Origin of the sequence: Alkalispirochaeta alkalica DSM 8900 (genome assembly GCF_000373545.1) — a bacterium.
Lineage (GTDB): Bacteria > Spirochaetota > Spirochaetia > DSM-27196 > Alkalispirochaetaceae > Alkalispirochaeta > Alkalispirochaeta alkalica.
Genome location: NZ_KB891714.1, coordinates 83,985 through 99,701, shown reverse-complemented (window position 1 = coordinate 99,701; position 15,717 = coordinate 83,985). Strand labels below are relative to the sequence as shown.

General features: G+C 63.1%; 11 protein-coding genes. 6 read left to right on the top strand and 5 right to left on the bottom strand.

Annotated features, from left to right (window positions below; genetic code table 11):
* Positions 1-87 precede the first annotated feature (87 nt).
* The 3 genes from recO (at position 88) to rpsU (ending at position 3,655) form a co-directional block, all read left to right on the top strand.
* Positions 88-993 carry a DNA repair protein RecO gene (recO, locus tag B071_RS18500; RefSeq protein WP_083914770.1) on the top strand — a complete coding sequence of 302 codons (906 nt, stop codon included), beginning with the start codon at positions 88-90 and terminating at the stop codon, positions 991-993.
* Between the two features lie 155 nt (positions 994-1,148).
* Positions 1,149-3,386 carry a single-stranded-DNA-specific exonuclease RecJ gene (recJ, locus tag B071_RS16875; RefSeq protein WP_083914768.1) on the top strand — a complete coding sequence of 746 codons (2,238 nt, stop codon included), beginning with the start codon at positions 1,149-1,151 and terminating at the stop codon, positions 3,384-3,386.
* A 59-nt stretch (positions 3,387-3,445) separates the two neighbouring features.
* On the top strand, positions 3,446-3,655 hold the full coding sequence (gene rpsU / locus B071_RS0109245; protein WP_026245120.1) for a 30S ribosomal protein S21: 210 nt from the start codon (positions 3,446-3,448) through the stop codon (positions 3,653-3,655).
* A 777-nt stretch (positions 3,656-4,432) separates the two neighbouring features.
* On the opposite strand, the gene B071_RS16870 is transcribed toward rpsU, so the two are convergent.
* From B071_RS16870 to B071_RS0109225, 3 genes are all read right to left on the bottom strand, one after another.
* Entirely contained in the window at positions 4,433-5,416 is a 984-nt protein-coding gene (locus B071_RS16870; RefSeq protein ID WP_018526815.1) for a hypothetical protein, read from the bottom strand.
* 121 nt (positions 5,417-5,537) lie between these two features.
* Entirely contained in the window at positions 5,538-6,266 is a 729-nt protein-coding gene (locus B071_RS0109230) for a metallophosphoesterase (protein WP_018526814.1), read from the bottom strand.
* Positions 6,263-7,615 (bottom strand): tetratricopeptide repeat protein, encoded by a 1,353-nt coding sequence (locus B071_RS0109225; protein WP_018526813.1) that lies wholly within the window; start codon positions 7,613-7,615, stop codon positions 6,263-6,265. Before B071_RS0109225 ends, B071_RS0109230 begins: the two co-directional genes overlap by 4 nt.
* A gap of 998 nt (positions 7,616-8,613) precedes the next feature.
* On the opposite strand from B071_RS0109225, the gene B071_RS0109215 reads away from it, so the two are divergent.
* Together B071_RS0109215 and B071_RS0109210 are read left to right on the top strand one after the other, a co-directional pair.
* The gene (locus tag B071_RS0109215) at positions 8,614-10,647 is read left to right on the top strand and encodes a tetratricopeptide repeat protein (RefSeq protein ID WP_018526811.1); all 2,034 of its coding nucleotides are present in this window, start codon (positions 8,614-8,616) and stop codon (positions 10,645-10,647) included.
* Positions 10,648-10,740: 93 nt separating this feature from the next.
* Positions 10,741-11,358, top strand: coding sequence for a YqgE/AlgH family protein (locus B071_RS0109210; RefSeq protein ID WP_245534072.1), 618 nt, complete (start codon positions 10,741-10,743; stop codon positions 11,356-11,358).
* 52 nt (positions 11,359-11,410) lie between these two features.
* Here B071_RS0109210 and ptsP read toward each other — a convergent pair whose 3' ends face one another.
* Positions 11,411-13,657 carry a phosphoenolpyruvate--protein phosphotransferase gene (gene ptsP / locus B071_RS16865; RefSeq protein WP_438829676.1) on the bottom strand — a complete coding sequence of 749 codons (2,247 nt, stop codon included), beginning with the start codon at positions 13,655-13,657 and terminating at the stop codon, positions 11,411-11,413.
* 953 nt (positions 13,658-14,610) lie between these two features.
* On the opposite strand from ptsP, the gene B071_RS18495 reads away from it, so the two are divergent.
* The gene (locus B071_RS18495; RefSeq protein ID WP_083914762.1) at positions 14,611-15,213 is read left to right on the top strand and encodes a 5-formyltetrahydrofolate cyclo-ligase; all 603 of its coding nucleotides are present in this window, start codon (positions 14,611-14,613) and stop codon (positions 15,211-15,213) included.
* 6 nt (positions 15,214-15,219) lie between these two features.
* Here the strand turns inward: B071_RS18495 and B071_RS0109190 are convergent, their stop codons facing one another.
* Positions 15,220-15,681 (bottom strand): GyrI-like domain-containing protein, encoded by a 462-nt coding sequence (locus B071_RS0109190; protein ID WP_018526806.1) that lies wholly within the window; start codon positions 15,679-15,681, stop codon positions 15,220-15,222.
* Positions 15,682-15,717: the final 36 nt, after the last annotated feature.

The following is a 15,717-nucleotide window of genomic DNA, read 5'->3' as shown; positions in this document are numbered from 1 at the left end:
ACCGGAGGATGGGTCGACGCACTACCCGCGCGCGCCCTCTCCCGATCTCTTGTGAATATTTCTGGTGACAGGTATAAGCTATGTAGGATGAATCGTAGCAGTCAACAGGAAGCGCTCATATTGCGCATCGCCCCGGTCGGAGAGAGCCACGGCGCGGTGGATTTCCTCTCTCCCCGGGAGGGGCTCCTGCGGGGCATGGCCTACGGACTCCGCTCGCGCAAGAGCTCGCTCCGGGGGAGGGTCCTCCCCTTNGCCCGGGGNACGATCTATCTCTACCGCGATCCCCGGCGTGATACCGCCAAGATCACCGATTTTGACGGTTCCTTCTACCCCTCCTTTCAGGAGGATCTCACGGCCTATTCCCACGGCAGCCTCTGGGCCGAGGTGGTCTGGAAAACCTTCGCCTCCGGCGGTGAGGGCCAGGAGGTCTTCGACCTGCTGGCCCGGGGGTACGCGCTTCTTGAAAAAGGGGTGCGCCACCGGCAACTGCCCACTCGGGAACTGTCCACCCGGGAGTTGTCCACCCGGGAGTTGTCCACCCGGGAGATTCCCGCAGGAAGACCGGGTCCGGCGAAGTCGAGCGGAGCAGGAACCCCCGCAGAGGCGACAGCTTCGCCCAGGGCGGCGGTACAGCTCCTCTCGATGCTCCTCCTCTGGCGGTATCTGACGTGTCTGGGCGTGCGCCCCCCCCTGGAGATCTGCGCCGCCTCGGACCAGGCGATCGCTCCCGGGGAGGACCGTTTCTACGATCGCCTGGAGGGGACGATCCTGTGCCGGGAACGGGTACAGCCAGGGCAGACGAATGTGCTCCCCCTGCCCTCGGGGACGGCCCGGCTCCTGATGGCCTCGGAACAGGTTTCTCTTGAACGGGCTTCGCAGTTCCCCGTGACCGCCCGTACCCTGGACGCGACCCGTCGCTTCGTCACGGCGGCAGTGCAGGACACCCTCCAGTATCCCCTGAAGACCCTGCAGGCCGCAGCGTCCCTGCTGTGATCGTCCCGCTTCCCTGATCGTCCCGGTCCTCCTGTCGCCTGGCATTCTGGTCGAGGGATCGGGGGAGCCAGGGAGCGACTGATCGACTGACCCGGCCGGGGTGTCAAAGACTCCGATTCATGGTACGGTGGGGTTCATGTTGAGTTACCTCTTGTGTGCGGCCTGCCCGATTTCCTGCAGGGGACCACGTTCCTCATGAAAGGGCTTCTCCCGTGAAATGGCAAAAAGAACCCGTTGATGCCCAGGCGGTGAAGGACCTCTCCCGGCAGTACGGTCTGGACCTTCTCTCGGCGGCGGTCCTGGTGCGGCGGAAGATCACCACCCCCGAGGCGCTCCCCTACTGGCTCGAGGAAGACCTTCGCTATCTCCACGACCCCTTTCATTTTCCCGATATGCCCGAGGCGGTGGAGCGAATCTTCCAGGCCCGCGACGAGGGTGAGCGGGTCCTTGTCTTTGGCGATCGCGACGTGGACGGCATTACCAGCACCGCCGTGATGGTCGAAACCCTTCAGGGGCTGGGGATCGACACCCGCTGGCAGGTTCCCCAGGGCGACGATATCTACGGACTCACCAGCGAGGTGGTCCGCGCCTTTGCCGAGGACCAGGGAACCCTGATCATCACCGTTGACTGTGGCATAACCAGCGTAGAGGAGATCTCCCTGGCCCGAACCTGCGGGATAGATACCATCGTTGTTGACCACCACAACGCCGGAGCCCGGGTCCCCCCGGCGGTGGCGGTGATCAACCCCAAGGTGGGTGAGGACTATCCCTTCCAGGGGCTCTGCGCCTGCGCCGTGGTGGCAAAACTGCGGCAGGCCCTCGCGTTGGGCCAGACCGAGCTCTACGGCCAGCCGGTTACGCTGGTCCAGGCCCGGTTTCTGGGGGCCCAGGCGGGGGTCGAGGTGGAGGTCGCAGCCCTGGAGCACGGCTTTGAGGCCGACCGGGCCAGCGCGGTCTTTCCGCCGGGGGGATCGCGAACGCTGATGGGCTCGCTGGAACGGTTTCTGGTGGGGCGCAGCCTGGTCTGTTTTGACGCGCCCCGGCAGCAACAGCTCCTGAAACAGGCCCTGGGGGGGGGCGTCGATATTTATCTGCTGGACCTGGCCGAGCAGACCCGGCAGCTCTTTCCCGCCCTGGCGGGCAAGACCCTCCTCGAGATGGGCGAGGGGTCCCGGCTCGCCCGCTACGCCCGGGAAGACGCCCGGGAGATGGATATCCTCCTNGCCCTCTACCGGGCTGTGGCGGCGGCGCGGTTTCCCGTGATCAGGGAATCCCTGGAATCGGTGCTCGACCTGGTGGCCGTGGCTACCCTGGCCGACATGATGCCCATGGTGAACGAGAACCGCCCCCTCGTCCGGGCGGGTCTGGAGAAACTCAACAACCATCCCCGGGAAGGCCTGGCGGCGCTCCTGCGGGAACTCTCGCTGGCGCACCGGAAGATCGTGAGTCGCGATATCAGCTGGGCCATCGCGCCCGTGATTAACGCCAGCGGTCGCATGGGAACGCCCTCCCTGGCTGTGGAGATGCTGCTGACCGGGGACGAAGAGGAACGGGATCGCCTGGCCGGGGAGATCCACAAACTGAACCAGAAACGGCGCAAGGTGGGGCAGGACGCCTGGAAGGCCGTGCTGCCCAGAGCCCGGGAGCTGATCCAGGGGGACGAGCCCAANATCATCGTCCTCCACGAACCAACCGTTCACCGGGGGGTAACGGGGATCATCGCCGGACGTTTGAGCAGGCGCTATGACTTGCCGGCGGCGGTCCTGACCTCCGTGGGAGACCACGTGGTGGGAAGCGTTCGCAGCGCCCGGGGGTTCGTTGCAACCTCCTTTCTGGACGAGTTCTCGGATATTCTCGAGAAATGGGGCGGCCACAACCAGGCTGCGGGGTTTCATCTCTTTCAGGACCAGCTTCCCCGGTTCTGGGAGCGCCTGCCCCAGGTCATGGCGGCGGTGACCCTGGAAAACCGCCAGGAGGAAGAGGTTCTGATCGATGCAGAGCTTCCGCCGCGCTACCTGAATCCGGAACTGGAACAGCTGGTGGGACGTTTCGAACCCTACGGCCAGGGGAACCCGGAACTGCGTTTTCTGGCCCGCAAGATGGTGGTAGAGGATATCCAGATCATCGGTAAGGATCAGGACCATCTGCGCCTGCTCCTGGCCGGGGGCGGGTACAAGTGGCCCTCGGTTTACTGGAGCGCTGCCGAACGGGTCCCGAAGGATTTCTCCCGGGGTGACCGCGTCGACGCGGTCTTCGAGCTTTCCCGGAATTACTACAACGGAAACGAGACGATCCAGCTGGTCATCATCGACATGGTTCGCTCCGAGGAGCAGCTTCTGGACGAGCCCGTCGGGGAGGGCTCGGGTGTTGCAGCGGGGAATGCTGGCGGTTGACATATTCCGGTGCTACCGGGCATTATGAAGAGAGTTTGTACCGGGAAGGGGGTGATTGTATCGCCGTTGTAAAGATCGAGGATGGCGAGAACCTGGAAAAAGCCATCAAACGGTTCAAGCGAATGGTAGAAAAAGAAGGCATCATTCGCGAGTGGAAGAAGCGGGAATATTTCGAGAAACCTTCCACCATCAAGAACCGCAAGAAGAAGTCAATGGAGCGGAAGATCCAGAAAAAAATCCGCAAGGCCCAGGCGTCGCGCAGTTACTGAGCGAGCGTTATGGCTTGTTTTGAAGCGCCCCCTGGTGGGCGTTTTTTTTTGCTGTTCCGGGCCGTTCCGGCGGGGGTTCTGGTTCCTCTGGTGGCCCTGGCAGTCCTGGCTGCTGCGGGGTGCAGCTCTGCCGATCCCGAGATCATGCAGCTGGAGTTCTCCCTGGTCGCAACCTGCGCCGATCCCCGGAGCACCCGCCAGGAGCGGCTCATGGTTTTTGCCGATGTCCACGATCCCGATGGCTACGAGGATGTGGCCTGGATGGTGGTGGAGTTCCCCGACCAGGGGTTCGGGTGGGAGCTCTCGGGCGAGGATCTGGAGCACCACCGCCGCAACGACCGTCACTGGTTCGGTTCCCCGGGCCTGGTCTTTCCCGGTCTTTCATCGCTGCCCCGGGGTGCCNTGCGGGTGACCGTGGGGGACTACTCGGGGCGCACTGCCGAGACAGAGCGTGCTCTTCCCTCGGCACCGGCGGCCCCGGGGTGCAGCCGTTTTCCCCGCCTGGAGACCCCTCGGGGGGGCGGAGAAGACCTCCTCCTGGCGCTGCCCTCCGGAGCAGACCGGTACGTCGTCCGGACCGCCCGGGGTGTCCTGGAGATCCAGGGGGACCTTTCTGAACCGGTCTCCCCGGGGTCAGATTTCTGGGATTTCGTGGGTGACCAGGAGTTTTTCCTGCTGGCCCGAACGGGGCCGGCGCTGTGGCTCGAATCCGGCCCCTGGCGCTCTGCCCGGGCTGGAGAGGATTCTCGAGGTCCAGAGGACTAGAAAACCACGATACTAGAGCGCTTCCTCTTTCCTGATCTTTCTTCTCTTTTTGCGACGATGGGAGTAGCGCTGAAGCCGGAGAAGGAGATGGAGAACCCTCCTGCCCAGCCGGAAGGAGCGCAGGAACCGATGGCCTCGACCGGCGCCGTAGTGACGGGCGTAATCCTCGGCCGCGGCATCCAGGGGGAAGTCGAGTCCGCATTGTTCCTTCAGCTGATCCCAGTGGCGGACAATCCAGAGATAGAGGTCCGTGGGGGTCCGGTCGGGAAAGCGGGCCATCAGGTTGTTCTGGGTGATGACCTGCACAATGGGGCAGTACACGTTCTGATACCAGCTTTTTATCGCCTGTTCCAGGGGTATTTCCACAACCTGGCATTCATTCAGGTAATACTTGTGGCCGTGGATGTGCTTCTCCAGCTCGTCGTACCGCCCCGTGGCGCTTACGGTGAAATCGGCACCGGGAAGGAACTCGGGGATATGGAGGCGCCGGAGGAAGTCCTCTTTCTCGTGGTTGATCACGGCCTTTCGGAGATTCTCCCTGGTCATGGTTCCGTGAAGGGGGATCTCGGTCTCCAGGGCCACCACCTCGGCGTCTATCTCGGTGACGCCCTGGGTACGGGCCACGGAGACGCGGTGGTTGCCGTCCCGGACAAAATAGACCCCTCCCACCTCGTAGAGCGAGACCGGGGGCAGCACGATGTCGGTAAGGTGGGCCAGATCAACCCGCTGCCAGCGGCTGCGCAGGTGCTCGTAGCGGGGGAGAAACTGGCTGTTGAAGTCCCGGTATCGCCCCTCGCTCCCCACGATCTGGTCCAGAGGGACCGTTTTCATGCCCTTGTAGGTCTCCCCCCGGGGTCTGAGGGTCTCCCGGACCTCCTGGAGCGAGAGAAGCCCCTCCTGGTCCGAAGAAAAGAGATTGAAGATCTGGCTGAAAAAAGCGTTTTTGCGGGCCCGGTTAAAATCTTCCCTGGCCTCGGCCTCAAGTATTTCGCGCATCGTTTCCGAGATGCTCCCCGTGATTCCCTGATTTCTGGTAGTGGCTCCGGGAGGAACTCTTCCGGTGTCCCCTTCGGTTTCCAGTTTACTACATTTGCAAGATTACTGTATCACCCCGGAGTCACCGAATCCGGGGATTCCCCTTCGCCCGGGCGGGCTGTTCCCGATCCTGCTCCCGATCCTGATCTTCCTCGTAGTCCAGTACGTAGTGATCGTAGACGTTGATGATCGTCGTTTCGTGATACCGCGAAATCCGCTCGGCGTTTATGTCGTAGAGATGGATGTGGCCGTGCAGGAGGTAGCGCGGGCGGAAGCGTCGCATGAACCAGAGGAGGCCGGTAAATCCCTGATGGCAGCGGTCTTCCTCGTCGTGGATTCCCCGGGGCGGGGCGTGGGTCAGGAGGATGTCCAGGAACCGCCCGTGGACCAGGCGGTTCCAGAGCAGACGGGGAACGAGCCGGAGCAGTCGGCAATTCATCTCGAAGTCGGTGAACTGGTGCTCGCCCCGGTTGTAGCGGATGCTCCCTCCCAGCCCCGCGATGAGCAGGCCCTCCAGGCGCATGACCCGGTCCTCCAGGCAGGTCGAACCGTAGTAGTTCTGGGTTTGCGCTGTGATGGAGGTCTGCTCCAGGAGGGAGGCCCCGGATTTTCGAAAGAGGGGCAGGGCCTTCAGGTTGTGGTTGCCGAAGACAAACCCCACGGTCCGGTTCAGGCTCGACGAGAGAAAGCCGAGATACTCCATGGGCAGATCGCCCGCGCTCAGGACCATCTCCACATCGGAGAAGCGGGTTTTTACGGTGGCGCTGTAGACCAGGGGGTCGATATGATCGGCTACGCAGAGAATTTTCACGATGATTTTTTCAAAAACTCCTGGAGATGGTCCTTGTTGTACAGCTCCAGGGGCCGCGATTCGGCAAAATCCATGGCCATGCGCGAGTAGGTGCTGCTGGCGATCACCATGGCCCGGGTGAGCCCCTGGGAGCGCATGGTTTCGTGGATCTCCCGGATGGTGCTCTCGTCGATCACCTCGGCCACGCGAATGAACTGGATCAGCCGGGGGAGTTTCTTGTTGGAGCGCCAGTTGGAGCCGCTCTCAATGACGATCATCTGTACCCCGTTGTCCTGATCCTCTACCCCCTGGATCGTGTAGCCCAGAAGGGTGGCGATCCGTTCNCACATGCCCCGGAACTCGGTCTGGGAGACCGTGAGAAAGTCCTTGATATGGTCGTCCTGACGAAGATCCTGGTACTGGCCGATTTTTTCTGCCACATCCTGGAAGCCCGGTTTCTTTTTGTAAATTATCTCCCAGTGCTCGATGGCCCATTCGATCTTGCGCTGTCGTTCGTAGCAGGAGGCGAGAAAATAATGGGCCCAGAGGAGATCGCCCTCGGAAGGGTTCTTGCCCGTGTTGATCGCCCGTTCGAGTTCGCTGCTCGCCCGCTCCAGGTTGTTCTGCTCCATGTAACAGGTTCCCCGCTCGATCAGCGCCTTGGTCCGGAACTCGGGGGCCTTGGTGGCCCACTCGAAGGACTGGAGTGCTCCCGAGAAATCCTTGCTTTCTTTCTGGATGCGACCGATGTAGTAATAGGCCGGATAGTGATCGGGCTGGTACTTCAGGGCGTTCTGGAGGTATTCCAGGGCGTCGGGAAAGCGCTTTGCCCGGTAGAGGATTAGCCCCAGGTGAAGGTAGGAGAGGCCGTGGCGGGGCTGGAGCTGGATCGCCTTGCGGAAGTAGTTGATCGATTTTGTGGCCTTGCCCCGTTCCTCGAAGAGGACGCCCGCCTGATAGTAGTTGTCGGCGTTTTCGGGGTCCTTCTGGATGAGCAGCAGGTATTCCTTGAGGGCTTCCTCGGGCTGGTTGAATCGCTGGAAGAGTTCCGCTGTCTGCTTGCGAAAGGGGACCTCCGGGACAAACCCGCCGAACTGACCGATCTGGTTGACCGTCCGGAACTCCATCAGGGCCAGCTCCGGTTTTGAGTCCATCAGGTAGGCCCTGCCGAGGAGATAGTGAGCCTCGGGGTTCCGGGGGTCTTTGGCCAGGTGCTGTTTTGCGGCCTTTACCGCNGCTGCTGCCTTGTTCTGCTTGAGAAGTTGTTCCACACGGGCTATCTTCTTGGGGGCGACCAGGTTTCGGACGATAAAGAAAGAGATGAACCCGATGAGCGCACCCAGAACAGTGATGANTATTACAACACCCATTGACGGGTATTATGAATATCTGCGGAAGAATAGGCAAGCCACCTGGTTCGTGCCGGTTGCTTCTGTCCCGATTTTCCCCCTTCTGGTGGCGTTTCTCCTCTTTTTTGGTTCCGCCCCGGNGGTTTCTGCCGATCCGTCGGGGGAGGGGGGGCTCTGGGAGCGGGCTGTGGAAAAGGTCCAGTTCCGGAATTACCACGAGGCGATTCCCCTGCTGGAGGTTCTGGTGGAGCGCGAACCGGGNAATGGTCAGGCCTTCAGNCTCCTGGCATCGGTCTGGGAGATGGCCGGCGATCCCGGGACGGCCGAGACGCTCCTGCGGCAGGGGATGGACGACTCGCGGTTCGATCGTGAAATTCGGGGTCGCATCGCCTTCGACCTGGCGCTCCTGCTGGGACGGCAGGACCATCAGGAGGCCTCGGTTGCCATGTATTCTGCAGCGATCGAGCGGAATGCGACCCTGGTTGCGGCGTATCTGAACCGGGCGAACTCCCGGGTNGGGTTGGGTGAGTACGATCTGGCCATACGCGACTACGAGCGCTATCTGGCCCTGCGGCCTTCCGACCCCCAGCGGGGTGAGATCCGGGAGATGATCGCGCTTTTGCGGGAGACGATCCGGGCAGAGGAGGTGCGGCGTGAGGAGGAGGAACGGCGGGCCCGGGAAGAGGCCGAGGCGCGGCGTATCGCCGAGGAGGAGCGTCGCGAACGGGAAGAGCGGGAGCGTCAGCAGGCTGCTGCCCGTCGTCAGGAGATGATGGACGCCGTTCTGGAGTCCCTGGGTTCGTCCCGCGAGGAGGCCCGAACCTTCGAGGTNGATCGCGAGGATATTCGAGATTTTGATGACGACCTGGATATTCTTGATTAGGGGTGTAGCTGATGCTCCTGATTCGTGGTGCCCGAAATCCACTGTGTGTTTTGGTGNGTATTTTGTTNTGTGTTTTGCTGTGCATTTTACTGTGTGAGCGAGACGGGGTTGAACCTGTGGGAGGGGGATAATTGCAATGACTGAGGAAACACGAAAAAAGGTNCTCCTCTTCGGGGGGCTCGGCCTGCTGGCGCTCCTGCTCGGTGGGGGGGCGGCCTATTTTTTTGCCGGGCCTTCACGGGCGGATGCGCCTTCTGCGCCGGTTGCCGAGGAGCGGCCGGAACCGGTTGAGGTTGATCCGGCCGAGCGGCGCCGGGCCAACAAACTGGCCCTGGCCGAGGACTATCTGGAGAATCAGGAGTTCAGTCGGGCCCTGAATCTCATCGACGAGGTTCTGATCGACGACGTGGATAACCCGACCGCTCGGGACCTGAAGGCCCGGGCTCTTCGGGAGCAGCGGGCTGCCCGGGAGGAACAGGAGCGTCGCGAGGCGGCTCGGGCCGCTTCGGAGGCGCGGGACGACAGGCCCTCGGCGGAAGACCAGCGCGCCCGTGAGCTGGCGGCCCAGGAAGCAGAGGCCGAGGCCCGGAGGGCCGAGGCCGAGGCTCGTCGCGAGGAGGCCCGTCTCGCTGTGCAGCAGCAGCTGGCCGAACAGCGGGCCGCCGAGGAGCGCCGTCGCCGCGAGGAGGAGGAACGCCGCCGGGCTGAGGAACAGGCGGAACTCGAGCGACTTGGTGCCGAGGAGCGCCAGAAAACCGAGGAGATTCAGGAATTGCTCGCCCGCGTCCCCGATTTGCTCCGGACCAGGGAGTACGCCCGCCTCCGGGGAAAGATGGATCGGGTGCTCGAGATACCCCTGGCCGATTCCCGCCGGGAAAATCGCCTCCACGCCCAGGCGCTGGCCGCGCTGGCGCGCAGTTACGCCGACGAGGACATTACCAGCTCGCGCAACCGCCAGGAGGCGCTCCGTCTTGCCTCGGAGGCCCTNGATCGCAGCCGGGATGTCTGGGACGCCTATTTTGTGCAGGGCCAGGTCTACTTCGAGACCGAACGGTTNAGCGACGCGATCGATGCTTTTTCGTCGGCGGCCCGGATCAATCCCGAGAGCGCAGCGGTTCTGTATGAACTGGCCCGGGCCCAGTATCGGGCACGGGAGTTCCAGGCNGCGCGTGCCTCCTACGAGGCCTGTGTGCGGATCGACCCCGAATACGGAAACGCCTATCATAACCTGGGGGTCACCAACCTGCAGCTGCGCGATACCGCCCGTGCCCTGGAGGCCTTTCGGTTTGCCATTGAGGTGCGGCCCGATGACCACGCCTCCTGGTACCGTCTGGGCAATATCCTTCTCGACCGGGGGGACCTGGAGGGAGCCAGCGAGGCCTTCGAGGAAGCGGTGGCGCACCACGACGGGGACATGCGCTATTTTTCCCGCCTGGCCACAGCGCTCTACCGGGGGGGCGACCTGGCGGGAGCCGAGACCCATTTCTCCCGGGCCCGGGAGATACAGCCCGAAAACGCGCTGAACAATTACAACCTGGCGCTGGTTCTGAGCGAGCGTGGGCGCTACGGCGATGCGCTTCCCTACATCCGCCAGGCGATCAGGGCCGACGGCCGACCCCCGGAATACCATTTTACCCTGGGGCAGATCGAGGAGGGGTTGGGTAACTTCGAGGAGGCGATCGCCGCCCACGCCACGGCGGTGCAGCGTGACTCCGGGTATACCCGGGCCCTGGCCGAGATGGGGCGTCTCCTGAACATTCTGGGTGCGCACGATCAGGCTCTGGAGGTCCTGCTTCAGGCGCACCGGCAGGAACCGGAGGGCTTCCAGGTTAATACCAACCTGGGTCGGGTCTATCTGGATCGTGACCTCTTCGATCGGGCTGTTCAGCACTTTCGTGCGGCGCTGGCGTCTCGTCCCAACGAGGCCTCGGCGCACTACAACCTNGCCCTGGCCTATCTGGGGGCCGAAGACTATTCCCGAGCCGAGCGGGCGCTCAAGGATGTGGTAAAGATTAATGCCCGCTACTGGGCCGCCTACCATCGGCTGGGGGAGATTCACGTGGCTCGGGAAGAGTCGGAAAAGGCGCGGGATGTCCTGCAACAGCTTCTGGCCTCCCATCCCGAGTACGAGGGGCGGGACGCCGTGGAGCGGATCCTCTCGTCTCTCTAGGCGGGCCTTCCCGGGGAACTTCCCCGGACGCCCGGTCCGGACTGACCGGGCCGGGGGCTTTGCGCTCCCTCCATTCGGGCGTATACTGGCGACATGAGTGCTTTGGAGACCCCGGGGAGCCCCNCGCCCCCGGACCTGACGGGATATTTCCTGATCGCCGAGACCGATTTGCAGGATCCGAACTTTTTCCGTGCCGTGGTCCTTCTGGTAGACCATAACGAGGAGGGAGCCTTCGGCCTGGTAATCAACCGGGAGAGCGAGGTCGTCACGGGGGATGTCCTGGATAACCTGGAACGCTCCCCGGCGGGGAACCTGAAGGTCTACGTGGGCGGGCCGGTTCAGCAGAACTACATCTTCGTTCTCCACTCGGGCATTCCCCGGCGCTATCACAGCGACCACGCCCTTGAACCCTGCCAGGGGGTCTTCTTCGAACCCTCTTTTCAGCACATTCTTGACTACATGGCCTCCGAAGACTATCTGGCCCTTTCCGAGGGAGAGCGGCCCCAGGTTCGGGTCTTTGCGGGGTACTCCGGCTGGGGGCCGGGGCAGCTCGAAGCAGAACTGGAGGACGATTCCTGGTTCATCCATCCCGCATCGGCGGACCTGGCCTTCCAGGCCCACGCCACGGAGGGCTGGAAGAAGGTTCTGAGCCAGAAGGGGAGCTTCTACCGCATCGTCGCCCAGACNGGGTTTAAACCGTCCCTCAATTAGCACGCGCCAGTTTACAGGCCCCAATCAGAAAGGACCAATCAGAAATGGCCAATCACCCCGGTCCTCTTCCCCTCCCGGGGTTCCCGCTCCGATCCCTGCGGGGGAGCGACTCCTCCGGAGCGAGACGCTCCCGGAGAGCGCAGACAAGACCGCCCAGTTCCTCCAGGGTAGAGCAGGAGAGCATCTGCCGGGCGCGTTCCCCGGCCTCAGCGAGGGAGATCGCCTGGAGAATCCGGGAGACCCGGAGGAGTGAGGCTGCATCTACGCTGAAGCGGGTGATGCCGATCCCCAGATAGAAGACGAGCATGGCAGGGTCCTCGGCCGTGGCACCGCAGACCGAGATGGGGCGTCCCGCAGCGAGTACCTCTCCGGTGAGGCGCTCGAGGGCGCGGAGAACACCGGGGTGGACCGAGCGGTACAGCGGGGCTACGCGATGGTTCGCCCGGTCGGCGGCGAGCATGTACATGATCAGATCATTGGTTCCGATGGAGAAAAAATCCGCTTCCCTCGCCAGATCCCGGGCGATCTCGATCGTTGCGGGGAGTTCCACCATCACGCCCAGCTGTGGAGCGCTGTGGCAGGGGATTCCCTCGTCCTGAAGCGCCGCCACAGACCGGGATACCTCTTCCCGGGCAGCCCTGAACTCGTCCAGGGAGGCGATCATGGGAAACTGGATGCTGATCTCGGCTCCCTGCCCCGCCCTGAGCATGGCCCGAAGCTGATCCCGGAAGAGATCCTGGTGATCCAGAAGAAACCGGATGCCCCGATACCCCAGGAAGGGGTTGTCTTCGCGTCCCATCTGGCTGCTCAGGAGTTTGTCGCCTCCCAGATCGAGGGTTCGGAACCCCACGGGGAGCCCCGGAATTGATTCGACCACCCTGAGGTACACGCTATACTGCTCCTCCTCCGTGGGAAACCCGTTGCGGATCAGGAAGGGGAACTCGCTGCGGTAGAGTCCGATCCCCTGTGCCCCCAGGGCGCAGGCGCTGCGGGCGTCCTTGACGAGGTTTGCGTTGGCCAGAAGGGTCANGGGCGTGCCGTCGGCGCTTGTCAGGGGTGAGGGGACCTTCTCCTGTTCCTCCTCCGATCGTCGGGATCTGTCCAGAAGGGGCCGCACCCGCCGGCGATAGGTCTCCAGGACTTCCCTGCCCGGGGCCACGATCACCTTCCCGTCCTCGGCGTCCACCACCACCTGGGCCCCCGAAGGAATGGAGAAAAGCCGGGGATCACCGGTGCCTACCACGGGGAGGCGGAGCGACTGGGCCAGGATAGCCACGTGGCTGGTCGCTCCCCCGCCGGAGAAGACCACGCCCTCCACGTTCTGCAGATGGAGCTTGACCAGTTCCGAGGGGAAGAGCTCCTGGACCGCCACAACGTGTCCCCGGTAGTCGCCGTCCTTGTCCTCCAGCGCCTGGAGATTTCGCATGATCCGGTTCCCCAGGTCCTGCACGTCCTGGGCTTTTTCCTGGAATCTCGGGTCGGGGATTTCGGCGAAGCGGCGCGAGAAATCGGCGACCACCGATTCTACCGCTTCCCGGGGATCGCTGCCGTCCAGGGTGAGGTCCACCATGCGCCCCACAAAGCTCTCGTCCCGGAGCATCAGCAGGTGGGAACTGAAGATCATCAGGGCCACATCGGAGAGGGACTGGTCCACCCGGTGCTGGAGTTCCTGGAGCTGGCGCGCGCTGAGTTCTATGGCGTCCTCGATGGAGCGCTGCACCGGCAGGGTCCGGTCGATGACGCGGCCGTCCAGGTATTCCAGGATGCCCAGGGCGATGCCCCTGGACGCGCTGGTTCCCTGGAGAAGTCCCGAGGTGAAGGGGGCTGCCTTTGAAGGTACGCCCCGGGATGGTTCCTCGTGGAGCTCGTAGAGGGCGGCGACGTTCTCCAGGGTCGACGCCAGGTGCGAGGCCAGCGTTCTCAGGGCCCGGAGCGCCCGGGGGTCTATCGAGTCGGCCTCGCGGTACTGGAGGGTCAGCACCCCGATACCCAGATCGTTTCGCCTGATAGGTACCCCGAGGAAGGCGGGGTACTCATCCTCTCCCAGGTCGGGGATCGCCTTGTTCATCACCGAGGAAGCGGCGTCCCGTTCCAGGACGGGGCTGTTGTTCAGAAAGGCCTGACCCGTGAGCCCCTCGCCCCGATTGAGGCGGACCTTGCCAAGGAGGAGGGGGTTCAGCCCCCGGGTTGCCCGCAGCACCAGCAGGTCCTGTTCTACATCGTAGAGATAGACCGAACAGACCTCGGCGCCGAGGTGGTCCGCCACGGTGTTNACCAGGTCCTGGAGAAACTCCTCCACCGTGGTTCGACGGCCCAAAAGTTCTGCCAGGTCGTTTACTGCGTGTATCAGGGCGAGGCCGTTGAATTCTTTCACCCCCCTATAATAGACGCATTCTGCGCGATAAAAAAGATTTTTTCCCGCCGGAAGACTGGAAAAGGCATTTCGTCAGGACTATAATCTATATCAGTGCAGTCACAGAGGTGACGAGATAACAGGAGGAATCTACAATGAAGAAAAGTATTGCGTTTTTGACGGTCGCCCTGGCTCTGGCTCTGGTTATCGGGTGTGGCTCCGCTCCCGCTCCCACGCCCGAACAGGCTCCCCCGGGACTCCCCAGCTTCTACCTGAACCCCCCCCAGGCGGACGATGCGATCTACGGTGTTGGTTCGGCCAAGATGTCTTCCCTGGACACCTCCCGGCGCATGGCTGTCTCCCGGGCCCGTGAAGATATCGCCTTCCAGATGAACGCCGCCATCCAGGCTGCGATCGTGGACTACGCCCAGGAAGCGGGTATGGACGGNAACNNTCAGGTCATCAGCTTTGTCGAGACGATCTCCCGGCAGGTGACGGAGACNACNCTCCAGGGTGCGCGGACCGACCAGGTCGAGCAGGGCCCCGACGGGACGATCTACGCTCTGGTGAGCTACCCCCTGAGCGGATTCGCCCAGGCCGCAGGCGAGGCCTTCCGGCGTAACGAGGACGCTGCCTTTGCAGAGTTCAAGGCTGATCAGGCTCTCCAGGCGCTGGACGCGCAGTTGCAGAACAATCCTCCCGCAGCGGGATCCCAGCGCTAGGCTGATCCCCCGGGATGAACAACGGGGCGTTCGGGCCGGCCCTTCCGGCCGGACGCATCACCAGTGGGGGCCGCCACCGGGTAACGGGGGCGGCCTTTTTTTAAGTGCGCCCGGCAGGGNGCACCCACCCTCGGGTCAGTCCAGCGGGTCATCCGCTCCTCGAGTCACCCCCAGAAGATGAACAACAGGATGAATAAGAAAGATCTCCGATGCAGTATCTCGAGAGCGGTCCGTGAACTCGATCCCCNGGTGCGCGCTGCTGCGGGGGAGCAGATTATCGGGCAGATTCTGAAGCTTTCGGCCTGGGGCCGAGCTGATTCTGTCTTTGCCTACTCGGCCATGGACGACGAGGTGGATCTCTCGGAGCTCCTTGTCACCGCCGGGGCTCAGGGGAAAAAGGTCTTCCTTCCCCGGATAGAGGAGGGGCAGAGGGAAATGTGCTTTTTTGAAGCCTCCCCGGGGGATCGTCCTTCCTCGCCGGTACCTCTGGAGCGGCATCGTCTGGGCTTTTTGCAACCCCAGGGCAGGGGTGGGGTNGAAGGGGTTCCCCGCCCCGGGTCGGTGGTGATCGTCCCGGGACGGGCCTTCGACCTCCGGGGAAGGCGCCTGGGCAGGGGTGGCGGCTATTACGACCGCTGGCTCGCCGGACTCGACCCCGGAGTGTTCNTGCTGGGGGTAGCCTTCGGGTGTCAGATCGTACCCGCCGTGCCCTGCGACCCCTGGGACGTGGCTCTTCCCAGGGTTCTGAATGACTCCCTGACTACCGCTTNCGGNCCCTAGCGACGCTCAGGTCGGGGAATCCCCGGCCAGGGGAAAGCATATCTCGGTCTGCAACTCTTCCTGGGGGGTCTCGTCGGGGCAGTTCAGGTAGAGTTCGTACATCCAGGGGGTCACGGCGAGCCCCTTCTCCTCGATGTGCGCCATCAGCGGTTGATAGGTCTTCTCCAGGGTGGTGTAGGGGCCGGTATGGACAGCCGAGAGAACCCTCCCCCCGGGAAGGCGACCCGCCCGGACCCGGCCCTCATCGGGAAGGACCTGTCCCACGGGAAANCCCNCCTCAACGTCCAGGGCTTCCATGTCCTGATTGTGATACAACACAAAGGGAGGGCCCTGCATGGCCGCTTCCCGGCGCTGAAGGTATTCCATGAGTTCTCCATAAATCTCGGTGAGGGTGTCGGGCAGCTTTTGTAGTGATACGGTCGTCCTGATCGAAACTGTTATCTCTTCCTGTCGTTCCTTGATTTCCATCGCCTTCCTCCTGGGGTTCATGATTTTGCCATGATG

Coding starts and splice junctions, on each gene's coding strand:
- B071_RS16870 (WP_018526815.1), bottom strand. CDS start 5,416: ATGCGCGAAATACTTGAGGCCGAGGCCAGGGAAGATTTTAACCGGGCC.